Origin of the sequence: Collinsella sp. AK_207A (genome assembly GCF_902501965.1) — a bacterium.
GTDB lineage: Bacteria > Actinomycetota > Coriobacteriia > Coriobacteriales > Coriobacteriaceae > Collinsella.
The window spans coordinates 141,624-154,199 of the sequence record NZ_CABWID010000016.1 but is presented as its reverse complement, the minus strand read 5'-3'; the positions used below and the strand labels follow the sequence as shown (position 1 = coordinate 154,199).

Sequence of the window (12,576 nt, the reverse complement as noted above, 5' to 3'; positions counted from 1 at the left end):
CGGCGCGAAACCGGGGATGGGTTGCCCCCGGATGGAATGTGACCTGTCCATGATACGGCATAGCCCGCCGCGAACGGGCGCGCAGCGGGGGCGTATCATCAAATCCCACAGCTGCAGGAAGGGTGGAGCCTATGGCACTCATCGACCGCGATCGGGCGCGGCGGGCGTTTTCCGCCTACGTTGCCCCCTACGACATCAAGAACCCGCGCATCGCCCTCAAGGTGGGGCACACCTACCGCGTGGCCGCGGCGGGCGAGCGCATCGCCCGGTCCCTGGGCCTTGCCGGCGACGAGCTCGACCTCGCCTGGCTCTGCTGCCTGCTGCACGATATCGGCCGCTTTGAGCAGCTCCGCCGCTGGGACACGTTCTCGGACGCCCGATCCGCAAGCCATCCGGCCATCGGCGTGGAGGTGCTCTTCGGCGACTACGGCGCGGGCGAGGGCAACGCGGCCGCCGGCGAGGGCGCCAGAACGGGTTCCACCCCCGCCCTGCGCATCAACGCCCCCGAGCTCGCGCACCCGGTTCCCGTGTCGCACCCCGCGCAGGCGGACGAGCCCGGCAGCGGACGCATCGAGTCCTTCCTGGACGACCGGGCCCAAGACGACCTCATCCGCACCGCCGTGGGCCTCCACAGCGATTTTCGGCTGCCGGATTCCCTGGACGAGCGCGCGCGATGCTTCTGCCAGATCGTGCGCGACGCGGACAAGGTGGACATCTTCCGCACGAGCGGGTTCGAGAACACCACCCAGACGGTGCTCGGCGTGAGCGAGGACGAGTTCCTGGCGAGCTACGTGAGCGAGCCGGCCCGCCGCGCGTTCCTGGAGCACCGCTGCCTCGCCCGCAACGAGCGCGAGACCCCGCTCGACATGCACGTGGGCACCATCGCGCTCGCCTTCGAGCTCGTGTACCCCGAAAGCCTGTGCATCGCCCGGGAGCAGGGCTACCTGCTGCGCGGTCTCGAGCGCCCCTTCGGCATCACCCGGCCGTTCGTGCTCGAGACAACGCGGCGCACCTGGGCGGAACTCACCGCCGAGATGCGCCGCTGGCTCGCCTCCCACTAGGGAGGGCGCTCGGGTTTTCAGGCGTTCGGGCTATTCGTCGAAGACGGCCACCACGCGCGCCGGCAGGCCCGTGGCCTCCTCGATGCGCGGCCAGAACACGAAGACGATGGCGCCCGTGGCGGGCACCTGGTCCAGGTTGGCCATGACCTCCACCTGCAGGTGGCCGTTGTCGAGCACCCAGCGCTCGCAGGCCAGGTCGTCCGCCTCCACGGCCAGGTAGGACGCGTCGGTGTCGAAGGTCTCGTGGCCGTTCATGGCGATGCCGCGCTCCTCGTAGAGGAACTGGAGCGCCGGCAGCGACCAACCGGGGCAGTGCTCGCCGCCCTCGGCGTCGAAGTTGTTGAGCGCGTCGTTATCGGGCCAGCGCTTGGACCAGTCGGTGCGCAGGGCCACGAAGGCGCCCTCCGGGACGCGGCCGTGCTCGGCCTCCCAGGCCTTGATGTCCTCAACGGTCACCGCGGTGTCCGGACCCTCGGCGGCAACCTTGCCCGTGAGGTCGATCACGCAGAGCGGCAGCACCATCTGCGCGCCGCCGAACGCCTCGGAACCCACCTTGCCGGCCGTGAAGTGGCTCGGGAAGTCCACGTGCGTGCCGAACTGGCCGGGGAACTTGTAGGTCTGGATACGGCAGGAAAGGATCTCGGAGTCGTAGTCGAACACGGTGTTGCAGAGGTCGACCACGCCGTCCGGCATGCCGCCCCAGTACGGGCTCTCGTTCGTCAGCGGGTGCGAGAGCTCCACCCAGGTGCCCTTCTTCAGCGTCTCGAGTTCGTGCCACAGGCTCATGGCGCGCTCCTTTCAAGTGAAGTTACGTGCGACGCCCCTATGGTAGCGCATCCTTGTACGCAATCGTTGGCATATAACAGACTATTGCAGTAGGATTACCGGATATTTGCCATCTGCTATGCTGGGCGGCTGCGAAATGACCGGAGAAAGGGGCCGCGATGGAGCAGGCGAACGACGAGACGCGCGAGAAGGGCACGGTGGCGCACGCACTGCGCGCAGCCCTCCCCATCACCATCCCCATTCTGGCGAGCTTTCTGTTCACAGGCATGACCTGCGGCATCTTTGTCGTCTCGCTCGGATTCCCCTGGTGGGCGTCCGCCCTCATGTCGGTGGTGGTCTTCGCCTTCTTGGTGGTCTATTGCTTGAAAGACGTGGCCTGGCTTTCCGGCGCGCACGGCGTGCCCGAGGCGGCGGGCGTCCTCGTGGCGGGCGGCACCTACCTCTGGCGCCGCAACATGCTGCTCTCCATCTTCACCGCCACGGCCCTCTACATGGTGCTCGTGAACCTGATTTTCGTGTAAGACGAAAAAGGCGCGGGTCCGCGCACAGGCGGCGGGACCCGCGCACAAGCAAGAGCCTCGGAGCGTCTGGCCGAAAACGGCTAGGAGCGCGCCTCCAGCCGGGCCACCAGCTCGCGCACGACCTCGATGCAGTCGCCTTCCACGCGGTAGTGCGCAGCATTGAAGATGGGGGCCGAGGGGTCCTCGTTGATGGCGATGACCGTCTCCGCGCCGCCGATGCCCGCCAGGTGCTGCACGGCGCCCGAGACGCCCACGCTCAGCAGCACCTTGGGCGCCACCGAGACGCCGGTCTGCCCCACCTGGTGCCAGTACTCGAGCCAGCCGGTCTCCACCACCGGGCGCGTGCAGCCGAGCTTGCCGCCCAGCAGGTCGGTTAGGTGCTGCATGAGGGGGATGTTCTTCTTGGAGCCGATGCCGCGGCCCACCACCACGAGCACGTCGGCGTCGGTGAGGGTGTCTTGCGCGGCCGCGGTCTCGACGCCCAGGCTGCGCACGCGCGCGTCGGGCACGTCGCCGAGCGCGACCTCCTCCACCGAACCGGTGCGCGACGCATCCGGCGCGGGGGCCGAGAACACGCCGGGGCGCACGGTCGCCATCTGGGGCCGGTGCGCGGGGCAGACGATCGTCGCCATCAGGTTGCCGCCGAAGGCCGGGCGCGTCTGCTGGAGGAGTCCTGCCTGCGCGTCCACGTCGAGCACGGTGCAGTCGGCGGTAAGGCCGGTCTGCAGGCGCTGCGCCACGGCGGGCGCGAGCACGCGACCGAAGACCGTGGCGCCGTAGAGGATGGCCTCGGGCCGGCGCTCCTCCGCCAGATGGCAGATCCAAGAGGTGAACACCTCCACGTCATCGTCCGCGAGCCGCGGGTCGGCGCAGCAGAGCACCTCGTCCGCGCCCGCCGCGATGAGCGGGGCCGCCCCGTTCGCGGCTGCCGGCAGGAGCGCCGTCAGCCGGCAGCCGCGGGCGTCCGCCAGCTCGCGCGCGCGGCCGATGAGCTCGAACGCCACCGGCAGCGGAGCACCCGACGCGTCCGTCTGGCAGAAGACCCAGTACCCGCTGTAGCTCGCCAGGTCGGCCGCGCCGGCCTCCTCGCGCTCGACGGAGATGGCGTCAACCGGGCACGCGTCCACGCAGGAGGCGCAGAGGATGCACGCATCCGTGGGCCGGGCCAGCCGACGCCCGCGCGGCCCCTCGACCACGATGCCCGTGCAGCCGCACGCGCGCACGCACCGGCCGCACCCGATGCACCGTTCGCTATCGACGACGAGTCCGCTCATAGTCCCATGCCTCCCAGCAGATCGACCAGCTTGGCGGCCTGCCCGGCCGCCGTTCCCTCCACGCGCTCCGCCGCGCCCGAGCGCTCCGGCACGAACGAGCGGACCACCTGCGTGGGCGAACCCGCGAGTCCGCACCGTGCGGAATCGGCGCCGGCGTCCGCGGCGGAGAGCACACGCACGGGGGCGTCCTCGGCGGCGCGCACGCCCGCGATGCTCGGCATGCGCAGCTGGGCGATATCCTTCGCCACCGTGAGCAGGGCCGGCAGCGCGAGCTCCACGGTGGCCACGCCCGCGTCCGTGGCATGGCGCACGGTGAGGGCGCCGTCCGCGAGCGAGACGAGCTCGGCCACGTCGGCCACGCAGGGGATGCCGAGGGCGCCCGCCAGCTCGGGACCGATCTGCGCGGTATCGCCGTCCACGGCCATCTTGCCGCAGAGTACCAGGTCGGGGGCCTCGCCCATCGCTGCGGCGCCCAACGAGAGCGCGTAGGTGGTCGCGAGCGTGTCGGCGCCGGCGAAGGCACGGTCCGAGAGCAGGATGGCATCGTCCGCGCCGCGGGCGATGCAGTCGCGGAGGATCTTCGCCGTGGCGGGGATGCCCATGGAGAGCACCGTCACGCGCACGGGGTCGCCGGCCGCGGCCGCGTCCTTCAGCGCGAGCGCCACCTCGAGCGCCGAGGCGTCGAACGGGTTCAGGACCGCCGAGCCGCCGTCGCGCACGATGGTGTTGGTCTTGGGATCCATCTTCACCTCGGTGGAGCCGGGCACGGCCTTCACGCAGACCAGGATCCGCATGCTACTCATCCCCTTTCGCGGCAAAAGCCGCCGGAACCGGCTGGCCCTCCGCCTCGCTCGCCGCGAACAGGTTGCCGCGGTTCAGCCGCACCTCGGGGTCGAACCGGCGCTTGAGCCGCGCCATCTCGGCGATGTGCTCCGGCCCGTACATGGTCAGCAGGAAGTCGCGCTTCATCTTGCCCACGCCGTGCTCGGCCGAGACCGCGCCGCCCATGGCGGTGACCTCCGCGGCCCAGCGCTTGAAGAGCTCCTTGCCGGCGGCGTAGTCCGCGGCGTCGCGCGGGAGCACGTTCACGTGCAGGTGGTTGTTACCGATATGCCCCCACGCCGCGCTCTCCAGGCCCGCCTCGGCAAGGGTGCGACGGTAGAGGGCCACCACGTCGTGCAGGCGGTCGTCCGGCACGGACATGTCGCTGCCCAGCTTGGTGATGACGGGATCGGTGCGGCGGCGCTCGTCGATGAGCATGTTGACGCTCTCGGGCACCGCGTGGCGGAAGAACCGCTGGCACTCGCGGTCCACGTCCGTGCGGGCGACCCAGGTGTCGCGCTCGTCCGCGCCCACCTCGCCCATGGCGCGCCCGATGGCGTCTAGGCTCTCCAGGGCCTGGTCCTCGTCATCGCACTCCAGCTCCACGAAGACGCAGGCCCGATAGCGCTCGGGCACCTGGGGCAGGCCGGAGAACGCGGCGCTCGCGGACTTCTGACGGCGCAGGATGGAGAGCGCGGCCCCGTCGAAGTACTCGAACGCGGCCGCCCTGCCCCCGAGCACCGGGCGCGCGGCGATCGTGAAGTCGAGCGCCTGGGACTCGTCCTCAAAGAAGCAGCTCACGCCCCAGGTCACCGCCGGCACGGGCAGGAGCTCGAGCTCCAGCTCGGTGATGATGCCGAGCGTGCCGTCCGAGCCCACGAAGAGATCCACGGCGTCCATGTCGTCGGCCACGTAGTAGCCCGATGCGTTCTTCACCGCGGGCATGACGTAGGTGGGCAGGTCGAGCGAGAGGGAGCGCCCGTCCTCGCACGTAAGGTCCAGGCGGCGCCCGCGGGCCCGCGCCTCGCCGCGGCGCAGCGCCAGGACGTCGCCCGTCGCCAGCACCACGCGCACGGCGCTCACGTGCGCGCGCATGGCGCCGTAGCGGTAGCTGCGCGCCCCGCTCGCGTTGCAGGCGGCCATGCCGCCCAGCTCGGCCGAGGCCTCGGTGGGGTCCGTGGGGAAGAACTGCGCGGGAGCCTGCTCGAAGCGAGCGAGCGCGGCGAGGGACGCCTCGTCCCAGTCCGCGGCGGGAATCTCGCGCTTGGCCAGGCGCTTTCGCAGCTCCGAGAGAATCACGCCGGGTTCCACGCACAGGTGGAAGCGACCCGTCTCCCCGTCCACGTGCAGCCCCCGATAGCGGTTCATGCGCGACAGGTTCATGACGTGCCCGCCCTCCGGCACGGCGCCGGCGGCAAGGCCGGTGCGGGCACCCTGGAGGGTCACGGGCGAGGGCGCCGTGCGAGCGAGGATCTCGCGGACCTCGGCCTCCGATTCAGGGAACGAGATGCTCTGCGCAGACCCTACCGTGCGGGACTCGTCGCGCAGATAATCCTCGAAGTCCGCGGTCAGCGGATGGATATCGATCATGCTTGCTTCTCTCTTTAGCAAGGTAAAGTAATCTGCGTCATTCTACACAAATGCAAGAAGCGCGGCGATGAACACACTCGGTAGCATATTGGCTACACGGAACGTCTTCGGCCAGATGAGGTTCACGCCCACGCAGAAGATGAGAATGGCGCCCACCATGGAGAGGCCGTTCACGGCGGCGGTGGTCATGACGCCCTCGAGCGCGTGAGCGGCGAGGGTGATCGCACCTTGGAAGATGCCCACGGGAATGGCGGAGAAGATGGCGCCGCGCCCCAGGCTCGCGCTCATCACGCAGACGATCACGCAGTCGAGTGCCCCCTTGAGGGCGAGCATGGACCAGTCGCCCGCCACGCCGTCCTGGATGGCGCCCACCACCGCCATGGCGCCGATGCACACGGTGAGCGAGCAGGTGACGAAGGCATTCACGAAGCCGCCGTCGCGCGCGTTGCCGGTCTTGGCCTTGAGCCACTCGCCGAAATGCTCCATCCAGCGCTCCAGATCCGCCGCCTCGCCGATGACGGTGCCCCCGGCGAGCGAGATGAGCATGCGCATGGTCCCGCCGCTGGTAAGGCCCGCGCCCGAGACGGCGAGCATCTGCTGCATGGCGCCGGCGAGGCCCACGAACATGACGCAGACGGCAGCGGCCTTCATGAGGCCGTCTTGGATGCGCGGGGTGATGAAGCGACCGCCCACCATGCCGACGAGGCCGCCGACCACGATGAGGCCCATGTTGATGAGTGTTCCGAGACCGACCATACCCGTCCTTGTCACCCGATGCCCGACCGGTCGATGATAGCACTGCCACACCGCGGCCGAGGTCCGGACACCGGGCCGGGCTACCGAGACCGAGCCGGCAGCTCCGCATGGGGAAACAGGCGACGGAACCGGTCGGGTTCGGGTGCCTCCAGATTCAGGCGCTCACCCGTGACGGGGTGCGCGAGGGAGAGCCGCCAGGCATGGAGCATGAGGCCGCCGTGCCACCGGCCGGCGCCGCCGTAGAGCGCATCGCCCAGGATCGGAAAGCCGGCATGGGCGAGGTGCACGCGGATCTGGTGCTTGCGGCCCGTGTGCAGGCGCACGAGCAGGAACGTTGCGGCGGGCCCGTCGGAACCGGACGCGCGGCGTGCGAGGACGCGGGCATCGGTCCGCGCCGGCTTGCCCGTCCGGCTCACGCGCATGCGCCGGGCGTCGTGGCGGTCGCGGCCGATGGGCTGCTCGAACGTCCGGCGCTCCCAGGGGACCGAACCGGCCACCGCGGCCAGGTAGGTCTTCTCCACGGCGCGCTCGGCCACCAGGCGGTCGAGCGCGGGCTGCACCGCCTTCGCGCGCGAGAAGAGCACGAGTCCCGTGGTATCCCGGTCCAGGCGGTTCACCGCCTGGAGCTCGCCTGTCGAGGCCGGGTCACCCCCGAGCGCGCCGGCCACGGCATCCGTGAGCGCGCGCGTGCCCGTGCCGTCGCCGTGCACGATCATACCGGCGGGCTTATCCGCCGCGAGCAGTGTCTCGTCCCGGTAGACGATGAGACCTTCAGGCACGGACTCGGGCGCCGAGGCCCGCGCGGACCCCTCCCGCGCCATCAGGAGATTCCCACGTAGAGGCAGCCCGACGTGTGGCCCGCCAGGCGCTTGGCCGGCTTCCTGCCCGCGCGCACCGCGTCCGCCGCCCGGACCACGCGGGCCACCGCGCGCTCGAGCTCGGCGGCGTCCATGAGGGTGCCGTCCACGGCAAAGCGGGTAACGCCCGCGGCCGCCATGCGCCCCATCTGCGGCGTGAGGTCGAGCGGAAAGGAATCGTAGAGGTGCGAGCGCCCGTGGATATCCGTGCGCACGGGAAGCTCCTTGCCGTCGATGTTTCTCAGCGAGAGCCGGCGGTGCCGGAGCCCGCAGCGCGCGCAGTCGTGGATGCAGCGGTTCGCCACCTGCAGGATGCAGTGCTCGCTCGTCATCACGCGGGGGCGTCCCATGACGACCACGCCCGCAGGCGCACCGATCCGCGGCACGAGCTCCTCCAACTCGTCGAGCGAGATCTCGGGCGAGAGCCAGAAGCCCCGGGCGCCGGCGGCCTCGAGTGCGCGGGCGCAGGCCGCGTTGTGCACGGGGATGCAGCTCCGGACCTCGGCCACCGTCCCGCGCTCAGCGGCGAGCGCCAGCTCGGAGATGTTGCCCACGGCCACGGTGCCGTCCGCGCGCACCCACGGGTCCAACCGGGCGTGGTCAGACGCGCGGCACACCTCGTCGAGCACGGGGACGAGTCCGTCGCGAGCGGCCTCCGCAGGGGTGACGCCCGCCTCCTCGAGGGCGTCGGTGCCCACGTAGACGCGCGCGGCGCCCGCAGCCCGCGCCACCTCGGCGAGCTCCACCGAGGCAACGATCGCGCACACCTCGGGCACGCGCCCGCCCGCCATCTGGGTGGCGGCGTCCGCGTCCAGCACGGAGAGGTCCAGCTGACGGGGCACCTCCACCCGGCACCGGTTCAGAATCAGGCGCTCGAGCGCCTCGCACGCCGCGGCGCGCACCGCGTGCACGCCCGAGAACCCCAGGCCGACGCCGGAATCGAGCTCGACGGTAAACCCGACCGCCTCGAAGGGGCTCGACCCCATGCGGCCCACGTGCTCCACCAGGTCCTCTTGGGAGACGGCGCGCGTCCGCGCCGACTCCACCGGGGCGCCTTCGGCGCGGGCGGCAAGCGAGGCATCGTCCGCACAGGCGAGCTCAACCGCGAACGGCTCGCCGATCCGAGCGACCACGCGCACGTGCACCGCCCGCTTGCGCATCACCGGGCGCTTGGCCACGGCGGCGGCCGCCTTCAGGGCCTCGGCGCTGCGGATCACCCGCACGCGGCTCCCCGCAGGCATGGCGCGGGGGATCCGGGCCTCCACGACCTCGCCCGCCCGTGCGTCCTCCGTCGCCGTGTAGGTGAGGAAGCGGTCGAACTCATCGTCATGGCGAATCTCCACCAGGTCGCCCTTGCCCACGGGCTCCCACAGCCGGATGCGCGCGATCGCCACGCGGTTCCGCCGGTCCTCCGGGCAGCGCGTGGGACCGGAGCCCACGGTCTTGGAGCCCAGAACCTCGCCCACCACCTGGCCGCGGTTGTTGGAGCGCTCATAGCTCATCATCTCGTCGCCCGAGCGCCCGTGCTGGTAGGCGCTCGTGAAGTCGCGGTTGAAGGCGCGCTTGAGCTGGCGCGCGCGCAGGTCGCGCTCGTCCGCCGCGACCGCACGCCCCGCCAGGATGTCATCCAGCTGGTGGCGGTAGGCGTCCACCACGGAGAGCACGTAGTCGGGCGCCTTCATGCGGCCCTCGAGCTTGAGGGCGTGCGCGCCGGCCTCGAGCAGGTCGGGGAGCAGGTCGACCGTGTTGTTGTCGCGCGGGCAGAGTGCGCGCTCGCGTCCCGGTGCGCTGATGGTTCTGCCCTGCTCGTCCAGCAGCTCGTAGGGAAGGCGACACGGCTGCGCGCACATGCCGCGGTTGGCCGAACGGCCTGCGCAGCAGAAGCTCGAGAGCAGGCACACGCCGGAGTAGCTGAAGCAGATCGCCCCGTGCGCGAAGACCTCCAGGTCGAGGTCGGGGCATGCGCGGGAGATCTCGCCGATCTCGGCCACCGTGAGCTCGCGCGAGAGCGTCACGCGCTCGGCGCCCGCCGCGCGGCACCAGGCGGCGCCCCGCGCGTCGTGGATGTTCGCCTGCGTGGAGATATGGGTCTCCACCTGGGGCATGAGCCGCCGCACGAGGGCGTGGAGCCCCCAGTCCTGGATGATGAACGCGTCCGCCCCCAGCTCGGTGCAGTGGCGCACGAGCTCCAGGGCGGCGGGCATCTCGGACTCCTTGATGACGATGTTCACCGTCACGTACACGCGTGCGCCCGCCAGATGGGCCGCCCGGCACGCGTCGCGGAACTCGTCGTCCGAGAAGTTGCGGGCCTTGCGGCGGGCGTTGAAATCGCCACGACCGAGGTAGATCGCATCCGCGCCGCCGGCGAGCGCCGCGGCGAACGCCTCCGGGCTCCCGGCGGGCGCCAGCAGCTCCGGCGTGCGCACCCGTTGCCCCGTTGATGCGACCTGCGTCATGTGCTCCCCTTCTCCCGCGCGGCAAGGTACCGCGGCTGGTTCCCGACCATGTTTCCTTCGGCGCCAGATTATACGGCACCGTATCCACCCGGTTCGGGGCCGAGGCGCGTCCCCATCAACATCCAAGATGCGCAGCGCGCCGCACGCTCTCCGGCGCGCCGCCTATAATGGTGCCGAGAAAACGCACCGCCCCGCGAAAGGCAGGCACCCCATGGCCAAGACCATCGCCCAGCACATCATGGACGCGCACCAGGCGCGCGAGGACGCCGAGGTCACCCGCGCCATCCAGGACATCGCCCACGAGTTCGAGCCCTACATCATCAAGCAGCGCCGGCACTTCCACCGCCACCCGGAGCCGAGCCTCCACGAGGTCCGCACCACGCAGGACATCGCCAACCAGCTGGATGCCATGAACATCCCCTACGAGCAGCCGTTGAAGACCGGGCTCGTCGCCACGCTCCGCGGCACCGCGCCGGACGCCTACAAGGCCGACGGCACGCCGCGCCGCCGCATCTTGCTGCGCGCCGACATCGACGCCCTGCCCGTCACCGAGCAGACGAACGAACCCTTCGCCAGCGAGAACGAGGGCTACATGCACGCCTGCGGCCACGACTGCCACATCGCCATGATGCTCGGCGCCTGCCAGATCCTCCGCCACATGACCGATGACATCCGCGGCGAGATCCGCATCGTCTTCCAGCCCTCCGAGGAGAACGGCCAGGGCGGCAAGATGATGATGGACGCGGGCGTCACCAAGGGCGTGGACGGCGTCTTCGCCATGCATATCTGGAGCGAGGTGGAGGCCGGCACCATCTCGTGCGAGCCGGGCCCGCGCATGGCGAACACCGACTGGTTCCGCATCGACGTCACGGGCACGAGCTGCCACGGCGCCATGCCGCAGAAGGGCGCGGACGCCGTCATGGCGGTCTCCGCCATCGTCACCGCGCTGCAGACCATCGTGAGCCGCGACCTCTCCCCCTACGAGCCCGCGGTGGTCACCATCGGCGAGATCCACGGCGGCACGGCGCGCAACGTCATCGCCGGCTCCGCGTACCTCGCGGGCACCGTGCGCACCTACAGCGACAACACGCACGAGCTCATGCCCGGCCTCATCGAGCGCATCGTGGTACACACCGCGGCCGCGCTCGGCGCCGAGGCCAAGCTCACCGACTACACCGTGGCGAACTACAAGGTGGAGAACCAGCCGGAGGCGGCTGCCCGCTGCCGGGCATCGGTGGTGAAGGTGCTCGGCGAAGAGGGCGTTGGCCGCTACCAGGGCACGATGTCCGGCGAGGACTTCAGCTGGTACCTGCGCGAGGTCCCCGGCGTCCTCGCCTTCGTGGGCACGCGCAACCCCGCCATCGGCGCCACCTTTGCGCAGCACAGCTGCTACTACAAGGTGGACGAGTCCGTGCTTGCCAAGGGTTCCATGGTGGCCGCCCGCTACGCCCTGGACTTCCTGGCGGAGTAGGCGCTGCCTTCCACATCGCCGAGGTGCGCCGATACGGGCGGGAGAACCTTCCCACCGTGCTCTGGAACCTCCTCTTTCTGGGGGTTCTCGCGTTTCTTGAGCTGTGGTCGGCCCAGGAACTCGTGACGGTGACGCCGCGCGCCATGTTCGTCGCCTGCCTCGCCATCTTCCTCGCGGCCGCCCCGCGCGTCCTCCGCGCCGCGCGCACCGCCGGCCTCGCGGGCGCTCGCGGCCTCGGCATCCCCCCGACTAGCGGAGCTTGATCAGGCGGACCACCGTGCCGGGACCGCCCTCGCGGCGCCGGACCTCAACGCCGTCCACGAGCATGCGCATTAGGCGGATGCCGCGCCCGCGCTCCTCCGTGGGCGTGACTTCCTCATCAGGCGCGATCTGGAACCCCGTGCCCTCGTCGCCCACCTCGATGACCACGCGGTCGGGGTACGCGCACATGGTCATGACGCAGCAGCCGCCGCCGTGGTCGTAGGCGTTGGAGAGGGCCTCACCCGCCGCCAGGGCCACGTCGAAGCGCGCCTCCTCGGGCATGTCGAGCGCCTCGAGTTCAGCGGAGACCCGGTGCCGGTACTCGCCCAGGTGCTCCACGCCGTCCTTGACGCGGACCGTACGGCTCCACAGGGGCATGGCGCCGGGCGCCAACACGGGAACGGGCGGCCGGTTGGCCGAGCTCACGTGCAGCACGTCGATCAGGCAGGCGATCTGCAGAAAGCGCGCCACCTGGGCGGATGCGTTCACGAGCGAGAGCATGCCGCCCATCTGCTGGAGGCGCCGCGCGCGCGAGAGCAGGAGCGCCTGCCCCGAGGAATCGATGAAGCTCACGTTCTGGCAGCTCACGAGCACGCGCAGGACGCGCGAGCGGATGAGCGCGTCCAGTTGCTCCCGCAACAGGGGAACCGTGGCGAGGTCGATATCGCCCGTGGGTGCCAGGACCGCTATGTCGTTCCACTCGTTCATGTGCCTATGGTTC

11 protein-coding genes are annotated in these 12,576 nt (G+C 70.7%); 3 read left to right on the top strand and 8 right to left on the bottom strand.

The window, feature by feature from the left end; genetic code table 11:
- The first annotated feature begins 131 nt into the window (after nucleotides 1–131).
- Entirely contained in the window at nucleotides 132–1,061 is a 930-nt protein-coding gene (locus GDJ97_RS06340) for an HD domain-containing protein (protein ID WP_152070452.1), read from the top strand.
- Between the two features lie 30 nt (nucleotides 1,062–1,091).
- On the opposite strand, the gene GDJ97_RS06335 is transcribed toward GDJ97_RS06340, so the two are convergent.
- The gene (locus GDJ97_RS06335; RefSeq protein ID WP_152070451.1) at nucleotides 1,092–1,847 is read right to left on the bottom strand and encodes a cyclase family protein; all 756 of its coding nucleotides are present in this window, start codon (nucleotides 1,845–1,847) and stop codon (nucleotides 1,092–1,094) included.
- 158 nt (nucleotides 1,848–2,005) lie between these two features.
- Between GDJ97_RS06335 and GDJ97_RS06330 the strand changes: the two genes are divergently transcribed.
- Nucleotides 2,006–2,368 (top strand): branched-chain amino acid transporter permease, encoded by a 363-nt coding sequence (locus GDJ97_RS06330; RefSeq protein WP_226808873.1) that lies wholly within the window; start codon nucleotides 2,006–2,008, stop codon nucleotides 2,366–2,368.
- 80 nt (nucleotides 2,369–2,448) lie between these two features.
- On the opposite strand, the gene GDJ97_RS06325 is transcribed toward GDJ97_RS06330, so the two are convergent.
- The 6 genes from GDJ97_RS06325 to GDJ97_RS06300 all read right to left on the bottom strand — a co-directional run bounded on the left by GDJ97_RS06325 (nucleotide 2,449) and on the right by GDJ97_RS06300 (nucleotide 10,123).
- Entirely contained in the window at nucleotides 2,449–3,642 is a 1,194-nt protein-coding gene (locus GDJ97_RS06325; protein WP_152070450.1) for an FAD-binding protein, read from the bottom strand.
- The gene (locus GDJ97_RS06320; protein WP_226808872.1) at nucleotides 3,639–4,445 is read right to left on the bottom strand and encodes an electron transfer flavoprotein subunit beta/FixA family protein; all 807 of its coding nucleotides are present in this window, start codon (nucleotides 4,443–4,445) and stop codon (nucleotides 3,639–3,641) included. The genes GDJ97_RS06325 and GDJ97_RS06320 overlap by 4 nt, the downstream gene beginning before the upstream one ends.
- Nucleotides 4,438–6,054 carry an FAD-binding oxidoreductase gene (locus GDJ97_RS06315; RefSeq protein WP_193221338.1) on the bottom strand — a complete coding sequence of 539 codons (1,617 nt, stop codon included), beginning with the start codon at nucleotides 6,052–6,054 and terminating at the stop codon, nucleotides 4,438–4,440. Before GDJ97_RS06315 ends, GDJ97_RS06320 begins: the two co-directional genes overlap by 8 nt.
- Before the next feature lie 42 nt (nucleotides 6,055–6,096).
- The gene (locus tag GDJ97_RS06310; RefSeq protein ID WP_152070448.1) at nucleotides 6,097–6,810 is read right to left on the bottom strand and encodes a DUF554 domain-containing protein; all 714 of its coding nucleotides are present in this window, start codon (nucleotides 6,808–6,810) and stop codon (nucleotides 6,097–6,099) included.
- Nucleotides 6,811–6,890: 80 nt separating this feature from the next.
- Nucleotides 6,891–7,631 carry an RluA family pseudouridine synthase gene (locus GDJ97_RS06305; protein ID WP_152070447.1) on the bottom strand — a complete coding sequence of 247 codons (741 nt, stop codon included), beginning with the start codon at nucleotides 7,629–7,631 and terminating at the stop codon, nucleotides 6,891–6,893.
- Nucleotides 7,631–10,123 (bottom strand): U32 family peptidase, encoded by a 2,493-nt coding sequence (locus tag GDJ97_RS06300; protein WP_152070446.1) that lies wholly within the window; start codon nucleotides 10,121–10,123, stop codon nucleotides 7,631–7,633. The genes GDJ97_RS06305 and GDJ97_RS06300 overlap by 1 nt, the downstream gene beginning before the upstream one ends.
- A gap of 211 nt (nucleotides 10,124–10,334) precedes the next feature.
- On the opposite strand from GDJ97_RS06300, the gene GDJ97_RS06295 reads away from it, so the two are divergent.
- Complete coding sequence (locus tag GDJ97_RS06295) at nucleotides 10,335–11,594, top strand: M20 family metallopeptidase (protein ID WP_152070445.1); 1,260 nt, start codon at nucleotides 10,335–10,337, stop codon at nucleotides 11,592–11,594.
- Nucleotides 11,595–11,843: 249 nt separating this feature from the next.
- On the opposite strand, the gene GDJ97_RS06290 is transcribed toward GDJ97_RS06295, so the two are convergent.
- Nucleotides 11,844–12,563, bottom strand: coding sequence for an anti-sigma factor antagonist (locus GDJ97_RS06290; RefSeq protein WP_152070444.1), 720 nt, complete (start codon nucleotides 12,561–12,563; stop codon nucleotides 11,844–11,846).
- Nucleotides 12,564–12,576 lie beyond the last annotated feature (13 nt).

Bases quoted from the DNA above. Each gene is read 5' to 3' on its own strand.
- GDJ97_RS06340 (WP_152070452.1), top strand. From the start codon at position 132: ATGGCACTCATCGACCGCGATCGGGCGCGGCGGGCGTTTTCCGCCTAC.
- GDJ97_RS06300 (WP_152070446.1), bottom strand. From the start codon at position 10,123: ATGACGCAGGTCGCATCAACGGGGCAACGGGTGCGCACGCCGGAGCTG.
- GDJ97_RS06330 (WP_226808873.1), top strand. From the start codon at position 2,006: ATGGAGCAGGCGAACGACGAGACGCGCGAGAAGGGCACGGTGGCGCAC.
- GDJ97_RS06295 (WP_152070445.1), top strand. From the start codon at position 10,335: ATGGCCAAGACCATCGCCCAGCACATCATGGACGCGCACCAGGCGCGC.
- GDJ97_RS06290 (WP_152070444.1), bottom strand. From the start codon at position 12,563: ATGAACGAGTGGAACGACATAGCGGTCCTGGCACCCACGGGCGATATC.
- GDJ97_RS06305 (WP_152070447.1), bottom strand. From the start codon at position 7,631: ATGGCGCGGGAGGGGTCCGCGCGGGCCTCGGCGCCCGAGTCCGTGCCT.
- GDJ97_RS06320 (WP_226808872.1), bottom strand. From the start codon at position 4,445: ATGAGTAGCATGCGGATCCTGGTCTGCGTGAAGGCCGTGCCCGGCTCC.
- GDJ97_RS06315 (WP_193221338.1), bottom strand. From the start codon at position 6,054: ATGATCGATATCCATCCGCTGACCGCGGACTTCGAGGATTATCTGCGC.
- GDJ97_RS06310 (WP_152070448.1), bottom strand. From the start codon at position 6,810: ATGGTCGGTCTCGGAACACTCATCAACATGGGCCTCATCGTGGTCGGC.
- GDJ97_RS06325 (WP_152070450.1), bottom strand. From the start codon at position 3,642: ATGAGCGGACTCGTCGTCGATAGCGAACGGTGCATCGGGTGCGGCCGG.
- GDJ97_RS06335 (WP_152070451.1), bottom strand. From the start codon at position 1,847: ATGAGCCTGTGGCACGAACTCGAGACGCTGAAGAAGGGCACCTGGGTG.